At 46.1% G+C, this 24,145-nt stretch carries 24 protein-coding genes; 16 read left to right on the top strand and 8 right to left on the bottom strand.

The window, feature by feature from the left end; all coding sequences use genetic code 11:
- From AC27G9_RS19100 to AC27G9_RS19110, 3 genes are all read left to right on the top strand, one after another.
- A complete protein-coding gene (locus tag AC27G9_RS19100) occupies window positions 1–411 on the top strand; it encodes an RDD family protein (RefSeq protein ID WP_487076076.1) in 411 nt (136 codons plus the stop codon).
- Between the two features lie 191 nt (window positions 412–602).
- Window positions 603–1,043 carry a hypothetical protein gene (locus AC27G9_RS19105; protein ID WP_487076077.1) on the top strand — a complete coding sequence of 147 codons (441 nt, stop codon included), beginning with the start codon at window positions 603–605 and terminating at the stop codon, window positions 1,041–1,043.
- Between the two features lie 86 nt (window positions 1,044–1,129).
- The gene (locus AC27G9_RS19110; RefSeq protein ID WP_487076078.1) at window positions 1,130–1,771 is read left to right on the top strand and encodes a LysE family translocator; all 642 of its coding nucleotides are present in this window, start codon (window positions 1,130–1,132) and stop codon (window positions 1,769–1,771) included.
- Here the strand turns inward: AC27G9_RS19110 and AC27G9_RS19115 are convergent, their stop codons facing one another.
- On the bottom strand, window positions 1,772–1,942 hold the full coding sequence (locus tag AC27G9_RS19115) for a hypothetical protein (RefSeq protein ID WP_487076079.1): 171 nt from the start codon (window positions 1,940–1,942) through the stop codon (window positions 1,772–1,774).
- A gap of 172 nt (window positions 1,943–2,114) precedes the next feature.
- On the opposite strand from AC27G9_RS19115, the gene dapE reads away from it, so the two are divergent.
- Window positions 2,115–3,353 (top strand): succinyl-diaminopimelate desuccinylase, encoded by a 1,239-nt coding sequence (gene dapE, locus AC27G9_RS19120; RefSeq protein ID WP_487076080.1) that lies wholly within the window; start codon window positions 2,115–2,117, stop codon window positions 3,351–3,353.
- A 192-nt stretch (window positions 3,354–3,545) separates the two neighbouring features.
- Here dapE and olsF read toward each other — a convergent pair whose 3' ends face one another.
- From olsF to rpsT, 3 genes are all read right to left on the bottom strand, one after another.
- Entirely contained in the window at window positions 3,546–5,264 is a 1,719-nt protein-coding gene (olsF, locus tag AC27G9_RS19125; protein WP_487076081.1) for a bifunctional ornithine lipid synthase OlsF, read from the bottom strand.
- A 179-nt stretch (window positions 5,265–5,443) separates the two neighbouring features.
- Window positions 5,444–6,244: a UDP-2,3-diacylglucosamine diphosphatase gene (locus AC27G9_RS19130; RefSeq protein ID WP_487076082.1), complete on the bottom strand. Its 801-nt coding sequence runs from the start codon at window positions 6,242–6,244 to the stop codon at window positions 5,444–5,446.
- 183 nt (window positions 6,245–6,427) lie between these two features.
- The gene (gene rpsT, locus AC27G9_RS19135; RefSeq protein ID WP_487076083.1) at window positions 6,428–6,691 is read right to left on the bottom strand and encodes a 30S ribosomal protein S20; all 264 of its coding nucleotides are present in this window, start codon (window positions 6,689–6,691) and stop codon (window positions 6,428–6,430) included.
- Between the two features lie 191 nt (window positions 6,692–6,882).
- On the opposite strand from rpsT, the gene AC27G9_RS19140 reads away from it, so the two are divergent.
- The 12 genes from AC27G9_RS19140 to AC27G9_RS19195 all read left to right on the top strand — a co-directional run bounded on the left by AC27G9_RS19140 (window position 6,883) and on the right by AC27G9_RS19195 (window position 21,669).
- On the top strand, window positions 6,883–7,317 hold the full coding sequence (locus AC27G9_RS19140; RefSeq protein WP_487076084.1) for a CBS domain-containing protein: 435 nt from the start codon (window positions 6,883–6,885) through the stop codon (window positions 7,315–7,317).
- Between the two features lie 108 nt (window positions 7,318–7,425).
- Window positions 7,426–8,982, top strand: coding sequence for a murein biosynthesis integral membrane protein MurJ (gene murJ, locus AC27G9_RS19145; RefSeq protein WP_487076085.1), 1,557 nt, complete (start codon window positions 7,426–7,428; stop codon window positions 8,980–8,982).
- Between the two features lie 152 nt (window positions 8,983–9,134).
- On the top strand, window positions 9,135–10,058 hold the full coding sequence (gene ribF, locus AC27G9_RS19150) for a bifunctional riboflavin kinase/FAD synthetase (RefSeq protein WP_487076086.1): 924 nt from the start codon (window positions 9,135–9,137) through the stop codon (window positions 10,056–10,058).
- 56 nt (window positions 10,059–10,114) lie between these two features.
- Window positions 10,115–12,937 (top strand): isoleucine--tRNA ligase, encoded by a 2,823-nt coding sequence (ileS, locus tag AC27G9_RS19155; protein ID WP_487076087.1) that lies wholly within the window; start codon window positions 10,115–10,117, stop codon window positions 12,935–12,937.
- Complete coding sequence (gene lspA, locus AC27G9_RS19160) at window positions 12,930–13,448, top strand: signal peptidase II (RefSeq protein WP_487076088.1); 519 nt, start codon at window positions 12,930–12,932, stop codon at window positions 13,446–13,448. Before ileS ends, lspA begins: the two co-directional genes overlap by 8 nt.
- A gap of 8 nt (window positions 13,449–13,456) precedes the next feature.
- Window positions 13,457–13,912, top strand: coding sequence for an FKBP-type peptidyl-prolyl cis-trans isomerase (gene fkpB, locus AC27G9_RS19165; RefSeq protein ID WP_487076089.1), 456 nt, complete (start codon window positions 13,457–13,459; stop codon window positions 13,910–13,912).
- 9 nt (window positions 13,913–13,921) lie between these two features.
- Complete coding sequence (gene ispH / locus AC27G9_RS19170; RefSeq protein ID WP_487076090.1) at window positions 13,922–14,866, top strand: 4-hydroxy-3-methylbut-2-enyl diphosphate reductase; 945 nt, start codon at window positions 13,922–13,924, stop codon at window positions 14,864–14,866.
- A gap of 175 nt (window positions 14,867–15,041) precedes the next feature.
- A complete protein-coding gene (locus AC27G9_RS19175; RefSeq protein WP_487076162.1) occupies window positions 15,042–15,695 on the top strand; it encodes a pilus assembly protein PilV in 654 nt (217 codons plus the stop codon).
- Window positions 15,692–16,534 (top strand): PilW family protein, encoded by an 843-nt coding sequence (locus AC27G9_RS19180; RefSeq protein ID WP_487076091.1) that lies wholly within the window; start codon window positions 15,692–15,694, stop codon window positions 16,532–16,534. The genes AC27G9_RS19175 and AC27G9_RS19180 overlap by 4 nt, the downstream gene beginning before the upstream one ends.
- Window positions 16,531–17,097, top strand: a complete 567-nt coding sequence (locus AC27G9_RS19185; protein ID WP_487076092.1) for a PilX N-terminal domain-containing pilus assembly protein — start codon at window positions 16,531–16,533, stop codon at window positions 17,095–17,097. The genes AC27G9_RS19180 and AC27G9_RS19185 overlap by 4 nt, the downstream gene beginning before the upstream one ends.
- A gap of 13 nt (window positions 17,098–17,110) precedes the next feature.
- A complete protein-coding gene (locus tag AC27G9_RS19190; protein ID WP_487076093.1) occupies window positions 17,111–21,184 on the top strand; it encodes a PilC/PilY family type IV pilus protein in 4,074 nt (1,357 codons plus the stop codon).
- 8 nt (window positions 21,185–21,192) lie between these two features.
- Window positions 21,193–21,669 (top strand): type IV pilin protein, encoded by a 477-nt coding sequence (locus AC27G9_RS19195; protein ID WP_487076094.1) that lies wholly within the window; start codon window positions 21,193–21,195, stop codon window positions 21,667–21,669.
- An 8-nt stretch (window positions 21,670–21,677) separates the two neighbouring features.
- Here the strand turns inward: AC27G9_RS19195 and AC27G9_RS19200 are convergent, their stop codons facing one another.
- Genes AC27G9_RS19200 through AC27G9_RS19215 form a run of 4 tightly spaced genes read right to left on the bottom strand, consistent with a single transcriptional unit; the run spans window position 21,678 to window position 24,034 of the window.
- Entirely contained in the window at window positions 21,678–22,124 is a 447-nt protein-coding gene (locus AC27G9_RS19200) for a type IV pilus modification PilV family protein (RefSeq protein WP_487076095.1), read from the bottom strand.
- Complete coding sequence (locus AC27G9_RS19205) at window positions 22,109–22,939, bottom strand: hypothetical protein (protein WP_487076096.1); 831 nt, start codon at window positions 22,937–22,939, stop codon at window positions 22,109–22,111. The genes AC27G9_RS19200 and AC27G9_RS19205 overlap by 16 nt, the downstream gene beginning before the upstream one ends.
- Window positions 22,936–23,520: a hypothetical protein gene (locus AC27G9_RS19210; protein WP_487076097.1), complete on the bottom strand. Its 585-nt coding sequence runs from the start codon at window positions 23,518–23,520 to the stop codon at window positions 22,936–22,938. Before AC27G9_RS19210 ends, AC27G9_RS19205 begins: the two co-directional genes overlap by 4 nt.
- Window positions 23,510–24,034 carry a GspH/FimT family protein gene (locus AC27G9_RS19215; protein WP_487076098.1) on the bottom strand — a complete coding sequence of 175 codons (525 nt, stop codon included), beginning with the start codon at window positions 24,032–24,034 and terminating at the stop codon, window positions 23,510–23,512. The genes AC27G9_RS19210 and AC27G9_RS19215 overlap by 11 nt, the downstream gene beginning before the upstream one ends.
- Between the last annotated feature and the right edge of the window lie 111 nt (window positions 24,035–24,145).

Here is a 24,145-nt window from a genome sequence, read left to right on the forward strand (position 1 = left end):
ATGGCTTTATCAAACAACGGTTGGGAGCTCGCTAGCCCCAGGAAGCGTTATCTGGGACAAATTATCGATGGCGCAATTGCATGGGGCATTTTTCTCCTCGCTTTAGATTTTGAGAGTCGATTGGCGTTCTCTCAGGAAGGGCGTGGACTGGTGGCTGCGATACTGGCGCTTGGCTACTTTGTTCTGTCCGATGCCTTACCTAGAGGTCAAAGTATTGGAAAACGTTTGTTGAAGCTATCAGTTATCAACGAAAATGGGCAGGGGTACTGTACCGTTTGGCAAGCCTGTTTACGCAATCTGTTAACGCCTATATTGGGGGCGATTGATGCCGTGTTTATTTTGTCGAAAAAACGTCAGCGAATCGGTGATATGATGGCAAAAACGCTCGTTGTGTCAGCAAAAAGCCAATAGTTTACAGAGAGTATTCTCGTGGATGGTAAAAGCGCGAGAATAGCCAATGCGGCAACAAAGTAAGGTGTACCGGGCGTAATTCCATTATCTAGACAAAAATGGCTAAGAAGTAAAAAACAGTCGTGAAAGCGGGGAGTGTCACTAGGAGGCAAGCTTTTACTTATAGTCTCTTTTTATCGTCGGAGGGCAAGATGCAGGGGCGTAAACAGTTGGTTATAGCAGGTAGTTTGAGCCTACTTGCTGGGTTCGCCCATGTGTTAATTGTGTTTGGCGGCCCGAGTTGGTATCGCTTCTTTGGGGCTGGCGAAGAGATGGCTAGATTGGCTGAAACCGGCAGTCTTCAACCCGCATTGATTACCTTTTTCATAGCCATCGTGTTGATGTTGTGGGGGGCATTGGCATTTTCAGCGGCGGGCCTTATTGCGCGCTTACCATTGTTAAAAGTTTCACTTGTCTTGATTTCCGGTGTTTATCTTAGTCGAGGGTTACTCGGCTTGATATTACCTTTTGTCATCACTCACCCAATACTGGCGCAAAATTCGTTAGGGTTTTGGTTGGTTAGTTCTTCCATTTGTTGTGTATATGGCTTTTTTTATTCGTTAGGAACGTGGAAGGCTTGGCAGCATTTGTGAGTTGATAGTCAGTCTATCAATTGGCTCTGAAAACCAAGAGAAAAAGTGGGGTGTGTTCATACTGGCGTTAAATAGAGGAGCGTATTGTGGAATTCAGTAGCATATTAACTTTCATGGCGGTCGCCGCACTTTTAGTTGTATCACCAGGGCCCAACGGTCTACTCATCGCCAAAACGGTGCCTTTGAATGGCTACAGAGCAGGGCTGGCCAATGTCTTTGGTTTTGTAACGGCGTTTTATATTCATGGGACGTTATCAGTATTTGGACTTGCTATCATTCTGGTCCAGTCGGGGCAGGCTTTTTTTGTCTTTAAGATGCTAGGTGCCATCTACTTGATGTGGCTAGGAATAAAGGCATTAAAAAATGCAATAATCCAACCAAGTGAGACTCCAGCCGATACTAAACAACCAGTGTCGTTTTCGTCATCGTTAAGACGAGCTTTTGCAGAAGGGCTTCTTACTAATTTGCTCAATCCAAAAGTATCAGTATTTTATCTTGCCGCTTTCCCGCAATTTTTGTCTGGCGGAGATAGTGTGCTTGAGGCTTATACACTCATAAGCGCGCATGCTTTTCTCAATATAGTGTGGTTTTCGGCTATGGTCTTTGCCTTCACAAAGGTTACAAACGTAGCAATCAGTCCGAGGCTGAAAACATGGTTCCACTCGCTGACTGGCGCGATATTCATCGGGTTTGGTGCAAAGTTGGCGCTGACAAAAAGCAGCTTGTAATCATCGCGTTAAAAACAACATTACAACGAAGAACATGCCAATCGTAGAACTGATTGCCAAAATATACCCGAAGCCTTGCTTACCTTGAGCTAACGAGTAGCCATTCAATTTAAGGTAAATGACCCACAACAATGAGAGTAGTAGAGGAACGAGGACGACTATCTTAATCATACAATTCGTCTGTTTTGTTCAAAACCATAACATCAGTTTAGCAATGTTCCCTATAAAAATACCGACTTTCTCGTCAAATTTGTCTGTCACGATAATGTCTTAGTTTCGTTATGTAAGTGTCATCTGGTTTAGGTGTAATACACAATGTGTGTTGGTCCATCGGAGTTAAACCATGTCACTACAGCCTGCATTGCTCTCAACACGTGAGCACGGATTAAGTTTAGATTACGCCGCTATACTCATGGCGAGAGAATCGGTAACCCCAACGGATGCGGGCTGTCAGACTTTTTTAATGCACAGGCTCACCAAGCTTGGATTTACCTGTGAGCAACACGCAGTGAATGGCGTTTCCAACTTAATTGCTCGTTGGGGGCAAGGTAGCCATCATCTCGCCTTTTGTGGTCACACTGATGTCGTCCCGCCAGGGCCACTTGAAAAGTGGAATACGGATCCGTTTTGCCCCACAGTCAATAGTAATCGTTTGTATGGTCGAGGCGCTGCTGACATGAAAACGGGTGTGGCAGCCATGCTCGCGGCGACAGAGAGAAGCCTCAAAGGAGTCTCTCCTGGGGAAACGAGCTTTTGGTGGCTAATCACCAGCGATGAAGAAGGTGAGGCCGAATATGGAAGCCAGTGGATATACGGCTATTTGAAGCGACAAGGAATAGTCATGGATCAGTGTATCGTCGGTGAACCCACGGCAGCTAAGGTGACGGGAGACACAATAAAAGTTGGCCGCCGAGGTTCATTGTCGGCCAGTATCCGTGTGACGGGCAAGCAGGGGCACGTGGCCTATCCCCATAGTGCGATTAATGCGATTCATTCAAGCGCAAAGATCATCAATGCCTTGACTGATTATGAATGGGACGAGGGAAGTCATGACTTTCCCGGTACTACCTTACAGATCACTCACATTGATTCTGGGTCCTTTACTGATAATTTAGTTCCTGGCCAATGCGAAATTCAATTTAATGTCAGATATTCCCATTGTTATTCTGAAACAACGCTAAAGGCCCATTTAACTTCACTGATCCACGAGGCAGATAACAGCGCATTAATAAGTTGGTCTCGGCCTTGTGAAGCTTATTTGAGTAAGCCAAGAGAAGCACATTGCCTGATCAATTCCATTGAACAAGCCATCTTTCGTGCGACTGGTCGTTACCCTGTATTAAGTACATCTGGAGGTACTTCCGATGGTCGTTTTTTTGCCGGCCATCATACACAAGTGGTAGAAGTGGGCGTGCCAAACGAGACCATTCATCAAGTCAATGAATCCATTCACGTGTCTGATCTCATGACCCTTGAAGATATCTATACTGATTTAATTGCTAGCTTGGTCGCCACTAAGGCAAGGCAGTGTACTTTGCCATTCAGAACGGGCTGCCAAGTAAGCCAACAGAGTGTCACCTGAGTTCTCAAAGTCGCCTTCCGGATGAAATCCATCATTAATGATTGGCGGTCATTAGACCGAGTAAGAAGGGATGGCAACGTTGGCTCGTCTTGGAGACAATTTTGGTGAAGGCCAAAGTAACCTAGAAAGATAAACACCCTCAATACGTCGAGAGCATCATATCTGCTCTCGACTTTGTGCTCCTGATTTGTGCTACGCCGACGTTTGTAATTGAATTTGGGGTAAATAACGCTTGCGTTTCTTCTCGGTCAATTGGGTCAAGTCGACCACAATCAAGCCATCAATACAGTCGCAAAAATCAGGATCGACGTTAAAGTCGAGGAATGCCGCGCCTGGTGCATGGCATATTTCTGTGTACTGCTTATAGAGGGTAGGGACATTTACGCCCATATTAGCGAGTAGATGTTTGAGCTCGGTAAACTCCGCTTTGTAGTCTTTGCCGTCAAACGTGTTAAGCGCCTCAGCACTTGGACGATAGGGGATTTTGGATGTGGCTTTACCAAACTTCGCTGGGAAATGTGTTTGATAGAAGCTGACTAACAAGTCTTTTGCGGGCTCTGGAAAAGTGTTGCTGATGCTCACTGGCCCAAATAGATAGCGATATTTGGGGTAGCGACTGAGAAAAGCGCCAATGCCAAACCACAGATAGTCTAAGCTGCGCTTGCCCCAATATCTGGGCTGGACAAAACTTCTGCCAAGTTCTAAGCCTTGCGAGAACATCGCTTCGTTTTGTTTGTCGTAGTTAAACAGGGTGGAAGAGTATAAACCCGTTGGGTGGCCTTCACGAGATAGACTTTGTGCATCGCCAAAGCGATACGCTCCGGCGATCTCTAAATCCTCATCATCCCACAGCACAAGATGGAAATAGTGACTGTCATACGAATCGATATCTCGGCGTTTGTTCGTCCCTTCACCCACTGCTCGAAACGCAATTTCTCTCAACCTGCCAATTTCACGCATGACCGGAGAATACCCAGTGTGTTTGTACAAATAGATTTGTTTACCGTCAGACGTCTCGCCGAGTCGCTCACAGGCTTTTACGGCTCGGCTTAGTTCTTTTCTGTCCTCAGGGAGCGCCACCGAGGCCTGAGTCGCAAAAATCCCTTTTTTGTTACTACCAATTCGATAAAGGTGGCGTTTGAATAATTTAACTTGGTCTTTCAACCCAATACTGAGGTTTTGATAGGCTTCATGTGGTATCAGCTCTCCTATACGCATTGGCAAGTGTTTGCGACGTTGCTTGAACATTTCTTTAACCAACAGCGCAGTGGCAAGAGGCTTGTATATCATAGAAACGCTGTAAAACATCGGCGAATTTTTTGCATCGATAAACACGGGTAAAACAGGCGATTTCGCTTGTCTCGCAATGCGTAAAAATCCAGTATGCCATCGCGTGTCTCTGACACCCTGCGGCCGCAATCGCGATACTTCTCCTGCAGGGAAAATCAAAATCGCGCCGTCATCGTTCAAGTGATTTTGTATGTTGGTAAGATGTTGTTTAGGTGTACCGCCTTGCATATTGTTTACTGGCAGTAACATGTCGTGAAGTGGTTCAATCGCCATCAACATTTGGTTGGCGACAACTTTGAGGTCGTGGCGCACTTCACTGACGAGCTTGATTAAAGCCAGTGCATCGAGAGAACCAATAGGGTGGTTTGCAACAATAACAACTCGCCCTTCAGTCGGGATACGCTCTTTTTCGACATCGCGAATGGAATAACTGATGTTAAAAAATTCGAGTACTTGCTCAACGAAATCTATATCTTGGTGATGCGGATAGGTTTCGCCAAATTCCTTTATTTCGCGCTCGTGCAACAAGTGGCGTAAGACAAAGCTTAAGGGCTTGCAAAGTAACGGATTACTTGCCACTTGCGGGTAGTGTTTATTTAGAACGTCATCAACTGTGAACATGGTTATCCCCCATTTTTTCGCGAACGATAGCAAGGAAATATGACGCTTTGTGCACAGTTTGATTGCAGTTAGTTTACATTTTGTGCAGCGGTATGCTGATATGGTTCGCCGTTGTCATTGTTGTGTCACCGATTTCAGAGCCGCAAACAGCCAGAATACGGTGACACAAAGTACAGGATTTACGCGGCGCGACTCGGTTTTGATTTCTGAGGAAATCGAGCAATGGCTTGCTCAGCTCGCAGAACTTCTACCCAGTGCACGAGTTCTAGATTGCCATTGTTGTCTTCACAAAGTGCTGAGCAATTTTCTATCCAATCACCATCATTGATATAGTGGATACCGTTAATGACATGTTCCTCGGGATGGTGAATATGGCCACAGATGACCCCGTCCAACCCCATTTCTGCTGCGCGTTTGCATGTGGCGTTTCGGTATCGAGCGATGGCTTCATTTGCGCCCTTGATATGCTGTTTTATGTAACCTGCAAGTGACCAGTAGTGATTGTTCCTCCAAGAGCGAAAGCGGTTGTACCAGCGATTGACAAATAGCAACAGGTCGTAGCCCTTGTCGCCGAGCCAAGCTTCAAATCGTCCAAGAGTTACATCGGCATCAAACTGATCGCCGTGGAGGACGAGGTAGCGTTTACCGGCTTGTGTGGTGTGAATGATTTCTCGCTCTACTTCGATATCGCCAAATGCCATACCTGAATAGGACTGAATAGGTTGGTCATGATTACCCGGTAAGTAGACAACGCGTGTGCCTTTACCACTCATTTCCATCACCTTGTGCATTACTTTGTTATGGGCTTCAGGCCAGCGAAATTGCTTTGTCATTTGCCACATATCAAAAATGTCACCGACCAGATAAAGGGTGTCGCAAGTGTTGTAGTTGAGGAAATTGAGCAAAAACTCGGCCTTACAGTCTTTATTGCCCAAGTGGAGGTCAGAGAGCCAAATTGTTTTGTGGTGAGTTGTTTTCATCGCGCTTCCCAAGGAGGTTACCTTGGAATGTCACGATAGAATTAGCGCTTTACAATACGGTGACGAAACCTTGAACAGTTCGTTAAGGTTCTTTTAAAACTAGATTACAAAGAGATGTGATTTAAATGACAGACATAAAAAAAGCGCCTGAAGGCGCTTTTTTGAAACGTTCACACAAAGTGCTTAGCCAAGTGCTTTAACTTGAGCAGCCAAACGGCTCTTATGACGAGCAGCTTTGTTTTTGTGGATCAAACCTTTGGTAGCCATTCTGTCAAGAATCGGAGTAGCAGCAGCTAGTGCAGCTTGAGCGCCTTCTTTGTCACCCGCAGCGATTGCCGCAACTACTTTTTTGATACTTGTACGAGTCATGGAGCGGCGGCTGGCATTATGCTGGCGACGCTTTTCGGCTTGAATTGCACGTTTCTTAGCAGACTTAATGTTAGCCAAGGTGTAACTCCCAAAATAAATTCATGTCAAAATCGAGGGTGCGGATTATGCTCATCAATCGCGCAATTGTCAAATGCTTTTAAACAAAAGTAATGAAAAAACGTAACCGATCATAAAACTGCACCACCAGCCGTGTATGTTACCGCATTTTGCGTCACAATGTCTGTACGATTATTGAGCTGGAGCAAGTCATGTTGAAGGTAGAAGATATAATGACGCGAGACGTTGTGGCGTTAGCGCCAGAACAATCGCTAGCAGATGCCCATCATTTGACGAAATCTCGAGGCATTAGGCACATACCTGTAGTCGAGCCACAATCGGGCGCGTTAGTAGGAATCGTTACTCAAAAAATCATGATGGCCAAAGTTATCCATTTGTTAACCTTATATGGCAAAGACGAAATGGAAGAACACGAGAGCAGTATCAATATTATGGACTTGGCCGCTGTCGATTTTGATGTTGTTGATGCATCCCAACCACTTAACGACATCGCGCCTTTCTTTTTGAAGAACAAACACGGCTGCCTGCCCGTAACCGACGAATCCCATAAGCTTATTGGTATTATTACGTCGTCTGACTTTGTGAAACTTTCTGTGACCTTACTCGAAGCGCAAAGACAGGCGTAACAAAGGCAAAGATGCTGTTGATTTCTTCAATATTTTCAATGTCTCGCATTTAAACCAGTAGGAGAACGCGGTATATTTTGACCTTGATATAGGTCGTTGGAAAAAATCGTGTCAGGAAAGCTGTTAAAATCAGGGTTAATCGTCAGTTTTATGACCCTCATTTCTCGGATCTTAGGGCTGGTGAGAGATGTCGTTGTTGCCAAGCTGATGGGTGATGGCGCAGCTGCAGACGTTTTTTTCTTCGCGAATAAAATCCCAAACTTTTTACGCAGGTTGTTCGCCGAAGGGGCATTTGCCCAAGCCTTCATCCCGGTGCTGACCGAGGTCAGTCACGAACAAGACAAACAGGCGTTAAAAGAATTTATCGCAAAAGTCTCTGGTACCCTAGGTGCCATTGTGTTTGTCGTATCGATTATCGGCGTTATTGCCTCACCGGTTTTAACCGCGTTGTTTGGTATGGGCTGGTTTATTGAATACGTCAATAATGACGAGGGGAAAGTGAAATTTGAGCTGGCGTCTTTAATGCTCAAAATAACGTTTCCCTATCTTGCCTTTATTTCGTTAGCGGGCCTTGCTGGTGCGATTCTGAATACGCTCAACAAGTTTGGTGTAGCCGCATTTACGCCTGTATTGCTTAACGTTTGTATTATTTCGATGGCTATGTTTGCTGGCCCTCATATGGAACAACCCGCTTTTGCTTTGGCATGGGGAGTATTTATCGGTGGCATTGTTCAACTGGGGTTTCAGCTACCTTTCTTGTATCGGGCAGGTTTGTTGGTTAAGCCTAAATGGGGCTGGCGAGATCCTGGCGTCGTTAAAGTCAGAACGCTCATGATCCCGGCGCTCTTTGGCGTGTCAGTCGGGCAAATCAACCTGTTACTCGACACTTTGATTGCGAGCTTCCTTGTCACTGGCTCGATAAGTTGGCTGTACTATTCAGACCGGTTGTTAGAATTTCCATTGGGCTTGTTTGGTATCGCCATTGCCACCGTGATTCTGCCCACACTTTCGAAGAATCATGTATCCAAAGATCCGGAAGCGTTTGCTGCGAATATTGACTGGGGTATTAAAATGGTGACCTTGTTGGGATTGCCAGCAGCCGTCGGGCTAGCCATGTTGGCAGAACCTATTCTCACTGTCATATTTCAACGTGGTGCTTTTACTGCCGAAACTGCAAGGATGGCATCATACAGCCTGATTGCTTATGCCTTTGGATTATTGAGTTTTATGCTGGTTAAGGTGCTTGCACCCGGCTTTTATTCTCGCCAGGACACAAAAACACCGGTGAAATTTGGTATTTGGTGTATGGCTGCCAATATGATTTTTAACCTCATCTTTGCCATTCCCTATGGTTATATTGGTCTCGCTATCGCAACCAGCTTATCGGCAACTTTGAATGCGGCTTTGCTCTACAGCACACTGTACAAACAACAAACTATAAAACTGTTTCCTCGATCCATTTCAACGTTGTTGAGGGTGACAATAGCCAGTGTAGTCATGGGAGGCGGACTGTACTTCTTGCGACAGGAGCTTATCGTTTACGGTGTATCGACGATAGCTCAAGTGTGGCAGCTAGTTTTGACTATCGGAGCGGGCGCTAGCTTGTTTGTTTGTTGCTTATTTCTTTTGGGTGCACGACCCAGTCACTTCAAGCCCGCGGGTTAGGGTTTTGATGAAATTTTCGTACAAAAAATAGCCGAACGCTTTACTTCCCTAGAATCCCGACTGAGATACTCTGTTCTAGGCATTGGTATTAACCTCAGGCTCGTTTATAATCGCGAGCTTTAACATGAATCCATAGACAAGGTTTTTGAGTAGTGGAGTTAATTCGCGGGATACACAATTTGCGTTCTCATCACGCTGGTTGCGTATTAACCATTGGTAAGTTTGATGGTGTTCACTTGGGCCATCAGGCCGTGTTATCAAACGTGAAGCAACACGCAGCTAAATTGGGGTTGCCTGCTACTGTAATGGTATTTGAGCCACAACCTGAAGAGTTGTTTAGCCCAGACTCAGCGCCTGCGAGGTTGAGTCCGTTACGGGAAAAATACCAAAAGTTAGCGGCGTTGGGCGTGGACCGACTGTTGTGCGTGAGATTTACCAAAGAGTTTGCTCAGTTATCTGCCGAACAGTTTGTGGATGAGTTAATTGTTAAACAGCTAGGGGTTAAATACCTTGTTGTTGGCGACGACTTTCGTTTCGGTAAAATGCGCAAAGGCGACTTCGACATGCTAAAAGTTCAAGGCAATGCCAAGGGCTTTGATGTTGCGAGTACGCAGAGTTTTCGCATGCATGAGTGTCGCATTAGTTCTACTGCGATTCGCCAAGCACTGGCAGAGGGCAATATGCCACTTGCCGAACAAATGTTAGGTATGCCTTTCTACATCGAAGGCAAGGTAGTACATGGCGAGAAAAAAGGCAGAACCATCGGCTTTCCCACCGCGAACGTGCTGTTGAATCGATTTAACGCACCCATTGGCGGTGTGTTTGCGGTAAAAGCCAGTGTTGAAGGACAAGAGCTGACTGGGGTAGCCAATGTAGGCTATCGACCGACATTAAATGGTCAGCATATGCAATTGGAAGTGCATTTTTTTGATTATGATGGCGACCTTTACGGCAAGCCGATTCGAGTTTTTCCGGTGAAGAAAATTCGAAATGAAATGAAATTTGCGTCTTTTGAGGCGTTGAAACAACAGATTGAGCAGGACGCGTTAGCGGCGCGTCAGCTTTTTGCAGAATAATGGGAGCAATCCCCAACGGTCACATGACCAAACCGGTGGACGGAAAAAACAGAGATATGAGCGATTACAAAGCCACATTGAACCTACCTGAAACGCCTTTCCCTATGCGTGGAAACCTTGCTCAGCGTGAACCAAACATGCTGAAAGACTGGCAAAGTAAGGATTTGTACCAGAAAATTCGCGATGCAAAGCAAGGCAAGAAGCCTTTCATTTTGCACGATGGCCCTCCTTACGCGAACGGTAATATTCACATCGGTCATGCGGTAAACAAAATCCTAAAAGATATCATTGTAAAGTCAAAAACACTGTCTGATTTTGATGCGCCTTATGTGCCGGGTTGGGATTGCCATGGTTTGCCTATCGAACTCATGGTCGAAAAGAAAGTCGGCAAGCCAGGCAAGAAAGTAACCGCCGCTGAGTTTAGACAAAAATGCCGCGAATACGCGCAACGTCAGATTGATGGCCAAATGGCTGATTTTAAGCGCTTGGGTGTATTTGGTAGCTGGGATAACCCTTATAAGACCATGGATTTTAAGTCTGAAGCCGACATCATTCGCGCTTTGGGTAAAATTGTAGAATCTGGCCATTTAGAGAAAGGCTTCAAACCTGTTCATTGGTGTACCGATTGTGGTTCAGCGCTGGCAGAAGCGGAAGTTGAATACCAAGACAAAGTGTCACCGGCAATCGATGTGAAGTTTCCCGTGGCTGACACTGCCAAAGCGGCAAGTGCTTTTGGCGTTGAAGAAAGCAAGCTTGCGGACGCTAAGGCCGCTGTAGTCATTTGGACAACAACACCGTGGACGTTACCTGCTAACCGCGCGGTAAGCTTGCACCCAGAACTCAATTATTCACTTGTTGATCTAGGCGAAGGTCAAGGCTGGGTCATCTTAGCAGAGGATTTGGTTGAAGCTTGTGCCAAGCGCTACGGCTTGGACAACGTCAATATCATTGCAAGCTGCGTAGGTCAGGACCTTGAGTTATTGCCTTTAAATCATCCATTTTTAGAGCTGCAAGTACCAGTCATTTTGGGTGAACACGTTACGACCGAGTCGGGTACGGGGTGTGTACATACCGCGCCAGCACACGGTGTTGACGACTTCAATGTCGGTAAAAAATATGATCTAGAGGTTTACAACCCAGTGGGTGGCAATGGGGTATACCTTGAAAATACGCCGTTGTTTGCGGGTCAGCATGTGTTCAAAGCGAATGATTCAGTCATTGAAGTTGTAAAAGAACACGGTAACTTGCTACTTAACGTCAAGTACGAACACAGCTATCCTCATTGCTGGCGTCACAAAACGCCTATCTTGTTCCGTGCGACGCCACAATGGTTTGTCAGTATGGACAAGAAAGGGCTGAGAGCTGAATCGCTCAAACAAATTGAAAATACCAAATGGATTCCGGATTGGGGTCAAAATCGAATCGAGAAGATGGTCGAGGGGCGTCCCGATTGGTGTATCTCACGTCAGCGTACATGGGGTGTACCGATTCCTTTGTACGTGAACAAGCTAACTGGTGAATTGCATCCTCAGTCTGCAGACTTTATTGAAGCTGTAGCAGCGCAAGTTGAGCAAAAAGGGATTCAAGCATGGTGGGATCTCGATGATGCTGCATTGTTGGGCGCAGATGTTGATAACTATGACAAAGTCACTGATACCTTAGACGTGTGGTTTGACTCTGGTGTAACGCATTACTTCGTAGTGGATCGCCGTGATGATATTCCTGCAAGTGCAGATTTGTACCTAGAAGGGTCAGACCAACACCGTGGCTGGTTTATGTCATCTTTGATGTCCTCAACAGCAATGCACGGTCATGCACCTTATAAAGAAGTATTAACCCACGGCTTCACTGTAGACGCACAAGGCAAGAAGATGTCTAAGTCGCTCGGTAACGTTGTGTCGCCTCAAGAAGTGACAAATAAACTCGGTGCAGACATTTTGAGACTATGGGTAGCGTCTACCGATTATCGCGGCGAAATTGCCGTGTCTGACGAAATCCTCAAGCGTGCAGCCGACGCATATCGCCGTGTGAGAAACACAGCGCGCTTCTTGTTGGCCAACCTCAATGGTTTTGAGCCTCAAAATGATTCACTACCACAAGAACAGATGGTAGCGCTAGATCGCTGGATTGTTGCGAGAACGAAGGCGGTTCAAGCCGAGATAATCGAAGCATACGAGCGTTATGATTTGTTGGCAGTATCTCAAAGGTTGACGCATTTCTGTTCGATAGAGCTAGGCAGTTTTTACTTAGATATTATCAAGGACCGTCAGTACACGGCGAAAGGAGATAGCCAAGCTCGTCGCTCTTGTCAAACAGCCCTGTACCATATCATCGAAGCCTTGGTTCGTTGGATGGCGCCTATCACCAGCTTTACGGCACAGGAAATCTGGCAAGCAATGCCGGGAGAGCGCAGTGAATTTGTATTCACTGAAGCGTGGTATGAAGGCTTAGAGGTGTTCGAGTCTGCGCAAGGCTTTGATGACGCGTACTGGCAGTCTGTGATGTCAGTCAAAGATGCGGCCAACCAAGCCATGGAACAAGCGCGTAAAGATGGCGAGCTCGGTGGTTCACTTGAAGCTGAAGTTCACCTTTATGCTGACGACGCTTTGTTCGCAGAGCTGCAAAAGCTTGAAGATGAGCTGCGCTTTGTATTGATTACCTCTGCTGTGGTACTCAAACCGTTGGCCGAGAAAACGCAAAGCGCTACCGAAACCGATGTTGCTGGATTATTCGTCGAAGTTGCTAAGAGCAAGGGCACAAAATGTGTGAGATGTTGGCATCATCGCGAAGACGTGGGTAGCAATGCCGAACACCCTGAGTTATGTGGTCGTTGTATTACCAATGTTGATGGTGAGGGAGAATCTCGTCACTATGCTTAAGCTTTTGCGTGAAACTGGACTTCGCTTTTTATGGATTAGCGTGATTGTCATCGCTGTAGATTTATGGACGAAATATGCGGTTCTTGGCTCGATGAAATTATTCGAGTCAATTCAGTTAACGTCTTTTTTCAACCTCACCTATGTGAGGAATTACGGGGCAGCCTTCAGCTTTTTACATGAAGCGGGAGGCTGGCAACGCTGGTTGTTCACCGGTATCGCCGTGGCTGTGAGTGTCATGATTTTGTGGTATCTACGACAAATGTCAAAACAGCAATTGCGCCTTCCTATCGCATTTTCTTTTATCCTCGGTGGTGCAATTGGTAATGTTTATGACAGGCTAGTGCACGGTTACGTGGTCGATTTTCTTGATTTTTATGTGGGCACCTACCACTGGCCTGCGTTCAATATTGCAGACAGTGCAATATTTATTGGCGCAGCACTTTTGATCCTCGACATGCTAGTAAGCGGTAAAGATAGCAATCCTCCAGCACAAACCGACGAACAGAAGTAGGTAATACCATGTCAGAAAACCCAATTACGATTGGTCAAAATTGTGAAGTCATAATGCATTTTGACCTTAAATTAGAAGACGGCTCAGCAGCAGACTCGACCCGTGTAAACAATAAGCCTGCAAAACTGGTTATTGGCGACGGCAGCCTTACGCCAAACTTCGAACAGTGTTTATTGGGCTTAAAAGCTGGTGATAAGAAGTCATTTACGCTTGAGGCTAATGATGCGTTTGGTATGCCTAACCCTGACAACGTGCATCACATGGATCGCACTCGATTCGCCAGTGATATGGCATTGGAAGAAGGCATGATAATGGCCTTTGCTCAGCCGGATGGCAGTGAAATCCCCGGTATTATCCGCAGTGTTGCCGGTGATTCAGTGACGGTAGATTTTAATCATCCACTAGCAGGCCAAACTGTAGTCTTTGATGTTGAAATATTGGATGTGTCTGACGCATCTGCGTAAGGAGTAGGTATGCAAATTCATCTCGCTAATCCTCGTGGTTTTTGTGCCGGTGTTGACAGAGCCATTACGATTGTTGAACGCGCGCTTGAGATGTTTAAGCCGCCCATCTATGTTCGACACGAAGTCGTTCACAATAAATTTGTTGTCGACGGTCTCAAAGAACGAGGGGCAATATTTGTCGATGAACTCGAGGAAGTACCTGATGATTGTATCGTTATTTTCTCCGCTCATGGTGTGTCTCAAGCCGTTAGGAACGAAGCCGCTAACCGAGGCCTAAAAGTGTTTGACGCAACCTGTCCACTTGTTACTAAGGTCCATATGGAAGTGACACGAGCAAGTAAATCCGGCACCGAGTGTGTGCTGATAGGGCATGCTGGTCACCCAGAGGTAGAAGGCACCATGGGGCAGTACGATAATGAGCAAGGTGGAATTTACCTTGTTGAGTCAGCAGATGATGTGGCTTCTTTAGAAGTGAAAGATCCGGAAAATCTCTACTATTGTAGCCAAACGACATTGTCGGTAGACGATACCGCTGATGTCATTGATGCACTTCGCGCTAAGTTCCCTGCAATACAAGGTCCGAGAAAAGATGATATCTGTTATGCCACACAGAATCGTCAAGACGCGGTAAGAGATCTAGCCAGTGATTGCCAAGTACTTCTCGTTGTTGGTGCACAAAATAGCTCAAACTCTAATAGATTGCGCGAACTTGCCGAAAAAGTAGGGGCGACAAGTTATTTGATTGCTGATGCTAACTGTTTGAAAACCGAATGGTTTGAAGACGTTCAGCACGTCGGTGTAACGGCCGGCGCGTCGGCTCCCGAAGTATTGGTTCAAGGTGTCATCGAAAAGTTGACCGACTGGGGAGCTGTCAAAGCATCAGAGCGTCCCGGACGTGAGGAAAATGTAGAATTTGCCGTGCCAAAAGAATTGAGAGTGAAGCTGGTCAGCTAAAAACTGTCGATTTTTCAATGGTACATAAAAAGGCACTCTACGTTTGAGTGCCTTTTTTTATGGTGATTGAAATCCAGTTTGTGGGAAACTGAACGAATCCGCATCAGGCATCATTTTCAATACGCAGTAAGTTGGGCTAATACTTTATCATTGCAAATAGTGAGTTAGCATGCACTTGATAGAAGATCGATTGGTAATCACTCGGATGAAAATTCGGCAAACAAAAACGAAACAAACTGGCGTCGGCATGATCGAGATCCTCGTGACCTTGTTCATCCTGTCTGTGGGGTTGCTTGGCGTGGCCTCTTTACAGTTCGTTGGATCGTTTGCCAATGTCAATGCCATCAGCCGAACACAGGCGGAAATGGTGGCTAAGCAAACTGCTGAGCGACTCAGAGCGGCGGCTCGAATATCCACGGTGGGCGATGGTTTTGTCGTAACTGGGAATTACTTCGAAAATGGCTTTTACAATTTTGCTAACTTGAGTTGTGCTTCTTCAGCTTCTCCATATCAGTGCTTTTGTCTCGCAAGGCCAGCAGGGGTACCAGACTGTCAAAGCGGTACCTGTAACGAAGATAACATGGCTGTTTATGACGCTTGGGCTATGTCGTGTTCTGCGGTTCAAGCCAATCCCAAAACGACAATCAGTGTGTCATGTGCTGACAGCAACACAGGTGATACTGATGCCTGCAGCGTGGGCTCGCGTATCGGCATAATGTTGCGGTGGCCTGTTAGTGTGTCCGAAAGTAGAAGTTACTCGTTAGTGTCTCGATGTAACCCAAATACAGGTGACAGCTTTGCGTGCGTTTATAAGGACATTACCTTATGAATCAGCGAGGCTTCTCTCTTGTCGAGCTAATGATTTCTTTGGCACTGGGTTTGGTGATAACCGCTGCGGTTATTCAGATTATGGTCAGTAATCAGGTGACAAATCGCTTCAATACCGCCGTTGCCCAAGTTCAAGAAAGTGGCCGTTTTATTATGTTGCGATTGCAACGAGACCTACTTGAAACCGGTCGTTATGATTTAGTAACGGCCCAAATTGATAATACCGTTGACCCCATCGTTGAAGCCGCGTTCGTTCAAAACAATCCCGTGGGCATCGTAGGGCAATACACGGGGAATGGCACCTTGGGTTCAACACAAGGCGCGACGGGTGGAAATGACCAATTGGTCGTTAATCTACTGGGTGATACAGACTGTAACGGAAATCGTCACGGCTATACTGTGGGGGATCAGTTCCACGTGGTGAATCACTATTATGTCACTAACGATTCTTTGTATTGTCGCGGTTTTGATGGACGCGCGTTACGCGGGCTCAGAGTAGACCCATCTCCGTCTTCTGGGCAGATTTTGATCGACAACGTTGATAGTTTTCAAGTCCAGTACGGTGTAACCGCCCCTGTCGGCGGAACTGAAGCGCAAGCCGTTAGATACATTACAGCAGATGAATTAGACGATATTGCGGCCGCAAACCAACAGGTAGTGGCCTTGCGAATAGGTTTGTTGCTTTACAGTGACGATGGTGCAGTAAACCAGCTCACCGCGCCAAGGTTTGCGGTATTAAATGAAACCGCAGTGACAAAAGATACACAACATTATTATCAGGTGTTTTCACACACCATGACATTGCGGAATATGAAGAATTTTGTGAGGAGCATCGAATGAAACAACAACAAGGTTTAGTTTTGGTGCTCTCGTTACTGATATTGGTTTCTCTTACGATTCTTGGTATCAGCGCCGTATCAAGCAGTCTGGCGCAAAATAAAATGTCGACTTCTATGCAGCAGTCGGGATTGGCATTTGATGCTGCTGAGGCGGCACTTGCAGGGGTTTTCTTTGAATCAGAAGATGAGGTGCTGTTAGCCAACAATGCGTTAACTGACCCTTTGTCAGAGGCTCGTCAAGGTACTCAGTACCTACCAGGTACCGATGATATGAGCTGTTTCGAGGATGATAATTGGACGAACCGTCGCATTACAGCTGGTGGGTTGTCTACCGGTACTCGGCACATCTCTGAAGGCACTTATCAAACGTCACCTGCCACAAACAGTTGGTCGCGAACAGCCTTTGTCAGAGAGCAGGCATGTAGAGGTTCGAGCAACGTAATCGGCGGCAGTAACATTAACTGTCACGTATTTATCGTGAGAGGTTGCGGCCAAGTTGCCGGAAAATCTCGGGTCGTAGCGAATACTATATCTGCATCAGTGTACGCTCCGGCCTCCCAATAAGAGAGGCTTCATTATGAAAAAGCTTTCCCACTTTTTTTCTTTTAGTGCCCTTTGGTTTTGTATTGGTTTTTCTGCCATCGGCGACGATCTCGATATCTATATCGGTACCTCTTCTTCCGCGGTAACTTACAACCCTAATGTACTATTTATTATGGATACGTCGGGCAGTATGAGAGCCACAGATGGTGGCAGTCAAACTAGGATGTTACGTGTTCAGAATGCACTGAAAGAAACACTAGCCTCTTCGACCAACATCAATGCAGGCTTAATGCGTTTTTCTGACTTCGGTGGCCCTATCTTATTTCCCGTTAGAGGAATTGATAATTCAATTAGCCCTGAAATCATCGTATCGACGGCTGATGATGACGACGATGCCTATGAAATAAATGGTGTTGTAACCTTGAACACGAACCGTATCAAGCTCAGTTCTGGTACTGATACGGTGTTAACTGGCATGCGTTATCGCGATTTAATGATTCCACAAGGGGCAACGATTACCAGCGCTTATTTCCGTTTAACGACCAGTAATTTTAATATCGCGCCAACCACTTTTACCATTTCTGGGGAGCTAGAGAGCGATGCTGCGGTGTATAGCAGTAATAGCAATGACCTCAGCTCGCGAACTCAGACAACTAACCAAGTGGTTTGGGATAGTGAGAATGAGTTTGATTCTTCAGGGGCAGTGGTAGTGTCTCCTGATTTTACTTCAGTTATCCAAGAAATAGTCGACCAATCGGATTGGTGTGGTGGTCAATCGTTAGGCTTGTTTATCGAGGGCACAAGTACGGATGTCGCCAGTGATCGTCAAACGAGAGCTTACGATGACGGAGAAGGGTTATCACCACAACTAGTGATAACCTATGATGATACTACCGCCACGGGGTGTGTAAGTGGAACTGAATATCATCAAGTGTCGGCCAATAGAGATAATGTAGAAGAAAAAGCAGCAGGTTATGACTCCACAGGGTCAGAATTGACCATGTCATCATCCTCAAACGCATATATTGGTATTCGTTTCCCAGGGGTTAATATTCCCCAAGGTGCAACGATCAATCGTGCGTATATCAAGTTTACCGCGTATACCACGGATGCATGGGGCAGTGCGTCGACTCTGATTCAAGGTGTAGCCGAAGACGATGTGAATGACTTTGACCCTCACTATAACTTTATGGTTCGCAACCTGCCAAAAACCAGCGGGCTCACTTGGTCCATGCCCTATTTCTACCGAAATAACGAATATGACACGCCAGACTTAACGACAATGGTTCAGTCTATTGTGGACAGAAGTGGTTGGGCTCCGGGCAATGCGATGGGGTTTGTGCTCAGTAATTTTGTCGGAAAACGCGGTGCTTATACGTATCGCGGTAAACCATCTGGTGCCCCACAATTGATTATTGAATACAAAGGGAGTGCGACGCCGGGAGTGACCTCAACGGTACGCGACCACTTGATCAGTAAGGTAGATGAGTTGGCGGCGAGTGGTTTTACGCCCATTGTCGACACACTTTATGAGGCATCATTATATTACGGTGGTCTTGGTGTTGATTATGGTGCAGCTAGGGGTACGTCGAGTGTGTCTTCGACGGTTAGGCGAAACACGCGGGTGAGCCACCGTGCCTCTTATGTCGGTCCTGACGCCGTAAGGCCTTCTGGGTGTTCTGAGGATAACCTAAGTGATTCTGACTGTATCAATGAATACATTCCCAAACCTGCGACATATCTCAGCCCGGTTGAGAATCTCCAGTGTCAAACCAACAACCACATTGTGCTTTTGTCTGACGGTGAGGCGAACAACAACCACAGTGTCAGTAAGATCCAAGCGCTGCTAGGAGAGTCTTGTGCAAGTGGCAGAAGTGGAGAAATCTGCGGTTTAGAATTGGTTCGCAATATTAGTCGGTCTGACACTTCGGCTATTGATGCTAGGGTGATAACCCATACCATTGGGTTTGCCGCAAATAGCACCGCAAACAACTTTTTAAATCAAATTGCTGTTCAAAGTGGTGGTGGTTTCTACCAGGCGGAGAACAGTGAGCAGTTATTGAATGCATTTAATACCATCCTGCGATCGGTGAAAGATATCAACGCAACGTTTGTTTCCCCGGGAGTCGCGGTTAACCAGCTAAACCGCTTGACGCACAGAGATGAACTGTATTTTGCCCTGTTCAAACCTGCAGAAGGTGCTGTTTGGCCGGGTAACTTAAAAAAATACAAAATTAATGGCGATGTCATTCTAGATCAACGTGGCCGAGATGCGGTTGACAGTGTCACTGGATTCTTTTCTGACACGGCACAAAGCTACTGGTCAATCCTGACTGACGGTAACGACGTACGAGAGGGCGGAGCAGCTAGCCTGCTAACGACAACGCGCAATATGTACTTCTTTGAAGGCAACGGCAATATTATTCGCTCGGACAACTTAGTTCACGAAAATAATACCGCTATTACCACATCTGATTTATCTATCGACGCATTGGTTGATGCAGAGGCATTGCGAACCACTATTTTAAAATGGGCTAGGGGTGTTGATGTGCGAGATTTTGATGGTGACGGTGACACGACTGATTCACGCATGCAGATGGGAGACCCTATTCACTCACAACCCGTTGTTATCAACTACAGTGAGTCAGACTCAGCGATATTGGTTGCGACTAACCACGGTTTCTTGCATTCGTTCGATAGTGAAACGGGCGTTGAGAATTTCGCGATCGCGCCAAAGGACATGTTGCAAAACGCTTATGAATTCTACCAAGACAATTCAACCTTAAATCATATCTATGGTTTAGATGGTGACATGGTGGTGCGGTCGTTTGAGGACAAGATTTATTTGTATCTCGGGATGCGTCGGGGTGGCAGAAACTATTACGTTTTTGATATTACTAATAAAACTTCTCCGTCGTTAGTGTATTCGATTGAAGGCGGTAGTACAGGTTTTGAGAAGCTAGGACAAAGTTGGTCGCGTCCAACTATCACAAAAGTGAGAATGGGCTCAACGGAAAGAAATGTCGTTATTATTGGTGGCGGATACGATGAGGACCAAGACAGTAAAACGGTGAGAGCACCTGATAGCGTTGGCAATGCCGTTTACATGTTTGACGCTGACACAGGGCAGTTACTTTGGTCCGCTAGCAATGAAGAAGCCGATTTGGTGATTCCTGAGATGCAGTACAGTATACCGGGCCGTATATCCGTAATCGATAGAGACAATGATGGCTTTGCTGATCATATGTATGTTGCGGATATGGGCGGGCAGATATTCCGCATGGACATCTACAATGGCGAAGCAGGGGCCGATTTTGTTAAAGGTAAGCGCTTGGCCGACTTAGGCGGCGATACCGCTGAAAACAATCGTCGATTCTTCTATGGTCCGGATGTGTCGGAAGTAGCACTTGCCGATGAGCTCTATTATGCCGTCGCTGTAGGCAGCGGTTGGAGAGCATCTCCTCTGGATGAGGTGATTGATGACAGATTTTACATGTTAAAAGACAAAGGCGTGTTCGCGCTGGATGAGAACGAATTATGGACATTCGAAACAGGGTTAACAGAGTCAAACTTCTTTGATGCGACTGATCACTTGTTAAACAGCAGTGATGAAACACAAAGAAACCTAGCCGCAGCCGCTTTTGCCGATAAAAACGGATGGATGATCAGGCTTACGATTGGAGGAGAAAAGGTGCTGTCATCTCCACTGATCATTGACTACAAAGTATTCTTTACCACTTACATCCCTGCCAATAGCAGTGAAAGCTTGTGTGCGCCACCATCGGGGAACAGCCGTGCCTATTTGGTAAACCTATTTAACGGCAATGCAATTGACGATTTAAATCAAGATGGATTTGTTGATGAGAAAGATCGATCAGCGCAACTCAAACAGACAGGTATCGCGCCAGATACTAAAATACTGATTGAAGAGATCATACAACCGGTGGTGTGTTTGGGCACCGAGTGTGTGTCTGCCGTCGTGAAAACCGACGAAAATGGCAATGAGCAAGCATGTGGATCGGACTTCGAGTGCTTGGCTCGTAATATTTATGGTCGATTTGAGCGGGTGACCAAAGGTAGCTGGCAATCCGAGACAGAAAAACAATAGGAACAAACATGACAAGTCGAACGCCTAACCAAAATAATGGCTTTACGCTAGTGGAGCTGATGATCGTTGTGGCAATCGTGGGAATCATCACCGCGATTGCCTATCCGTCATATCAGAACTTAATGAATGGCAGCTACCGGTCTACAGCCCAGTCGGACTTGATGGGGTTGGCGTCGGCGATGGAACGTCATTACAGTGCGACATTCTCATATGAGGGGGCTGCGGCATCTGGGGCTAATACAGGCTCGCCTGCTATTTTTAAAACCTATTCTCCTTCAAGTGAACCCGCGGCAAACAAACGCTATGACTTAAGCATTGTCTCAGTCGGAACAAATGGTACTGAGTTTCAAATCAAAGCGACACCCGTAAGCTCAAGCGCATCGAAAGATGATGGTAGTTTGTTTTATTTCAGTGACGGCCGCAAAGGCTGGGACCAAAACAACAATGGTACGCTCGAAACCAGTGAATATTGCTGGACTTGTTGAGGTGACGATTAGTCAATGAGGTAAGTCCGATTTAACGATATGGTGTGAGGCGTATTGGCGAGTTGCCAACTAAGTGTCACTTGCGCTTCACACTGACTGATGATTGCGGCTCCCTTGGGGAGCTGTGTCAGATCGCTTGACCAAACTGGTGCGACATCATCATACACCACCTGAGCGTAGGATGATTTAAACGATAAGTTCACTTGGTACGTGCCGCTAGTACTGGACGCAATACTGGCAGAGGGCCGTGCTTTACAAGATTGGCTTGCTTCCAACGCGTTCAAGATGGAAATTGAATGTTGAATCGCCTCATACCTAGAATGAACATACACAAAGTCTGTGAATAATATGGCCTGATGGCGCACCAAAGATACGATAGTCAAACCCAACAGCGCTATGGCAATTAAAGCCTCTATCAGCGCAAAGCCTCGAACATGAATCACTGTCTGGACCATGAGTTGGCCTGTAAATACATCAGCGGCTTGTGCTCTAGTTTAAGTAATTCAGAGAGTACCCCTTGGTCGTAATTAGCAAAGTTATGGCCTGATATTGCAGTATTTGTTGTGGCAATAGCACCGACAATTTTAACGCTATTGTCGACGTACACGGTGTTTTGAGCTTTGCTGCTGGCCCGTAAAACGATCAATCCGAACAGTTCTGTATGAGCGTTGAAGTGAACATTTACGCCGTCAAAAATCACAATCGCTGGTTGGCTTCGACTTCCCACTTTTTGCCCGACCTCGGTGGTACAGTCTTGTTTAACCACGATAACCGCGCCAGATTGCTTCTCAATGTCTTTACAATCGTCTAAGACCCAGTCGGCCGCAGTTTCAACGCCAGTATAGTTTTGGATGTGTGGATGAAACAGCGCAGATAGTAGTGAATGATCACTGTCGTAAACAGTGAGAGCAGAGTCGGGCAGGGCCTTAACTAAAGCTGTTTTTATCACGGTTTGCTGCAGTGTGACACTGTCGCTACGGCCTGGCGTAATTGGCACCGAAATAATGCGAAAGTACTCATCGTTTGCCACTGTGTCAAAGGCATACTCTTCGGAAAATGGTGCAGCAAGCTGGTTGTATAGCTGCCGATGAAGTTCGTTTTGCGCAGTATTTTGGGCTAATGCCGCTTTCGATATGGCCGTCATATGTTTAACTAACATCAGCTGGGTGTCATTCAGGGTTATTGCCATCATACCTAAAAGCGCAATCATTAATACCAAGGGTGCAATCATCGCCATTCCCGAATGTGAAGGACCGACGCTCTTTTTCATTGCAGTGAATTCCTCAATATCATTTTACGAGATAGTGTCACGAAAATCGGCGTCGTTGTTTTGGTGTGTGCTTGGATATTCACATCAATAACGGATGCATCGAGTGAAACGTGAAACTCGAGTTTATCTACTAGCAAGGTGCCTGTATGGGTGAGGTCTTGCCAATGGCCCTGATCGCAAGTTTTAGCATCCAGCCGATATTCAATTGCTTTTTTATTTAATCGAAAACCGTAGTGTTCTACTGGTGATAGACGTGAAATGTGGCCATCTCTATTCCCATCGAAGGCAAAGACGACACAGGAAGCAGTGGCCTCATTTTTGTATTGGCCAACGGCTAAATAGGCCGTTGAACTATCGACAGCAATAGGCTTTTTGTAGCCGTGAGCACCACTTAGCGTATTGGTTATTATGGTACTAATTTGATTGAGCTCAGTTAGGGCCTGAGCGTGTTGTATCTGTTGAAACTGAATACGTGTGTAATGACTAAAGAAATGGATGCAGGCCGTTGTAATCGAAGCGATAAGAGCGACACCAAGAAGTTGCTCTAGCACAGCAAACCCATGCTGTCGTCTAGCACTCACGGGTAAAAACGCTCGGGGAAATACTACAGTGGCGAATTCGGCCTAAATTACTGATCACAATGCGGTGTTGCCGTTGCTGATAAGACAGGGTCAAAGTTGTCGCAGAACCTAGACTTGTGGCTGTGACGGGTTGAAACACAATATTTCGCACAGGGGCAGGGTTAGACAAGGCTATACCGAGATGACGAGCACTGTGAACGATATGTGTAGCATTTTTCTCTGCACATTCTTTGTCAGTTATGCAGTTACATGTTTTTCCTTTCAATAAAACCGCACACCATTGAGACCCAGAATGAACACTGACTTGAGAAACCGAGCCCGTGGTGACGGCTTGGTTTTTAGCTCGCTTGAATAATAATACAAGTTCTTGACCAGCTTGGCTTAACTTAAGCTGCTGATACGTTGAATATAAAGAACCACCGCTCGACGTTATGATGATCAATAAAATGGAAAGTGCCAGCATAAACTCAATAAGAGTAAAGCCGTGGGGCGTCGTATTGGAAGTTGTGTGCATGAACGTCTATCGCCCAAAGTGGTTGAAATATGGGCAAAGGATGGCATGAAATGTCATCCAATTGTGCTGTCCAGATGGTCGTGTTTTAGTTCAGCCGTGAGGGGGAGTATT

It is taken from the genome of Alteromonas sp. 5NS40-0096 (assembly GCF_057544385.1).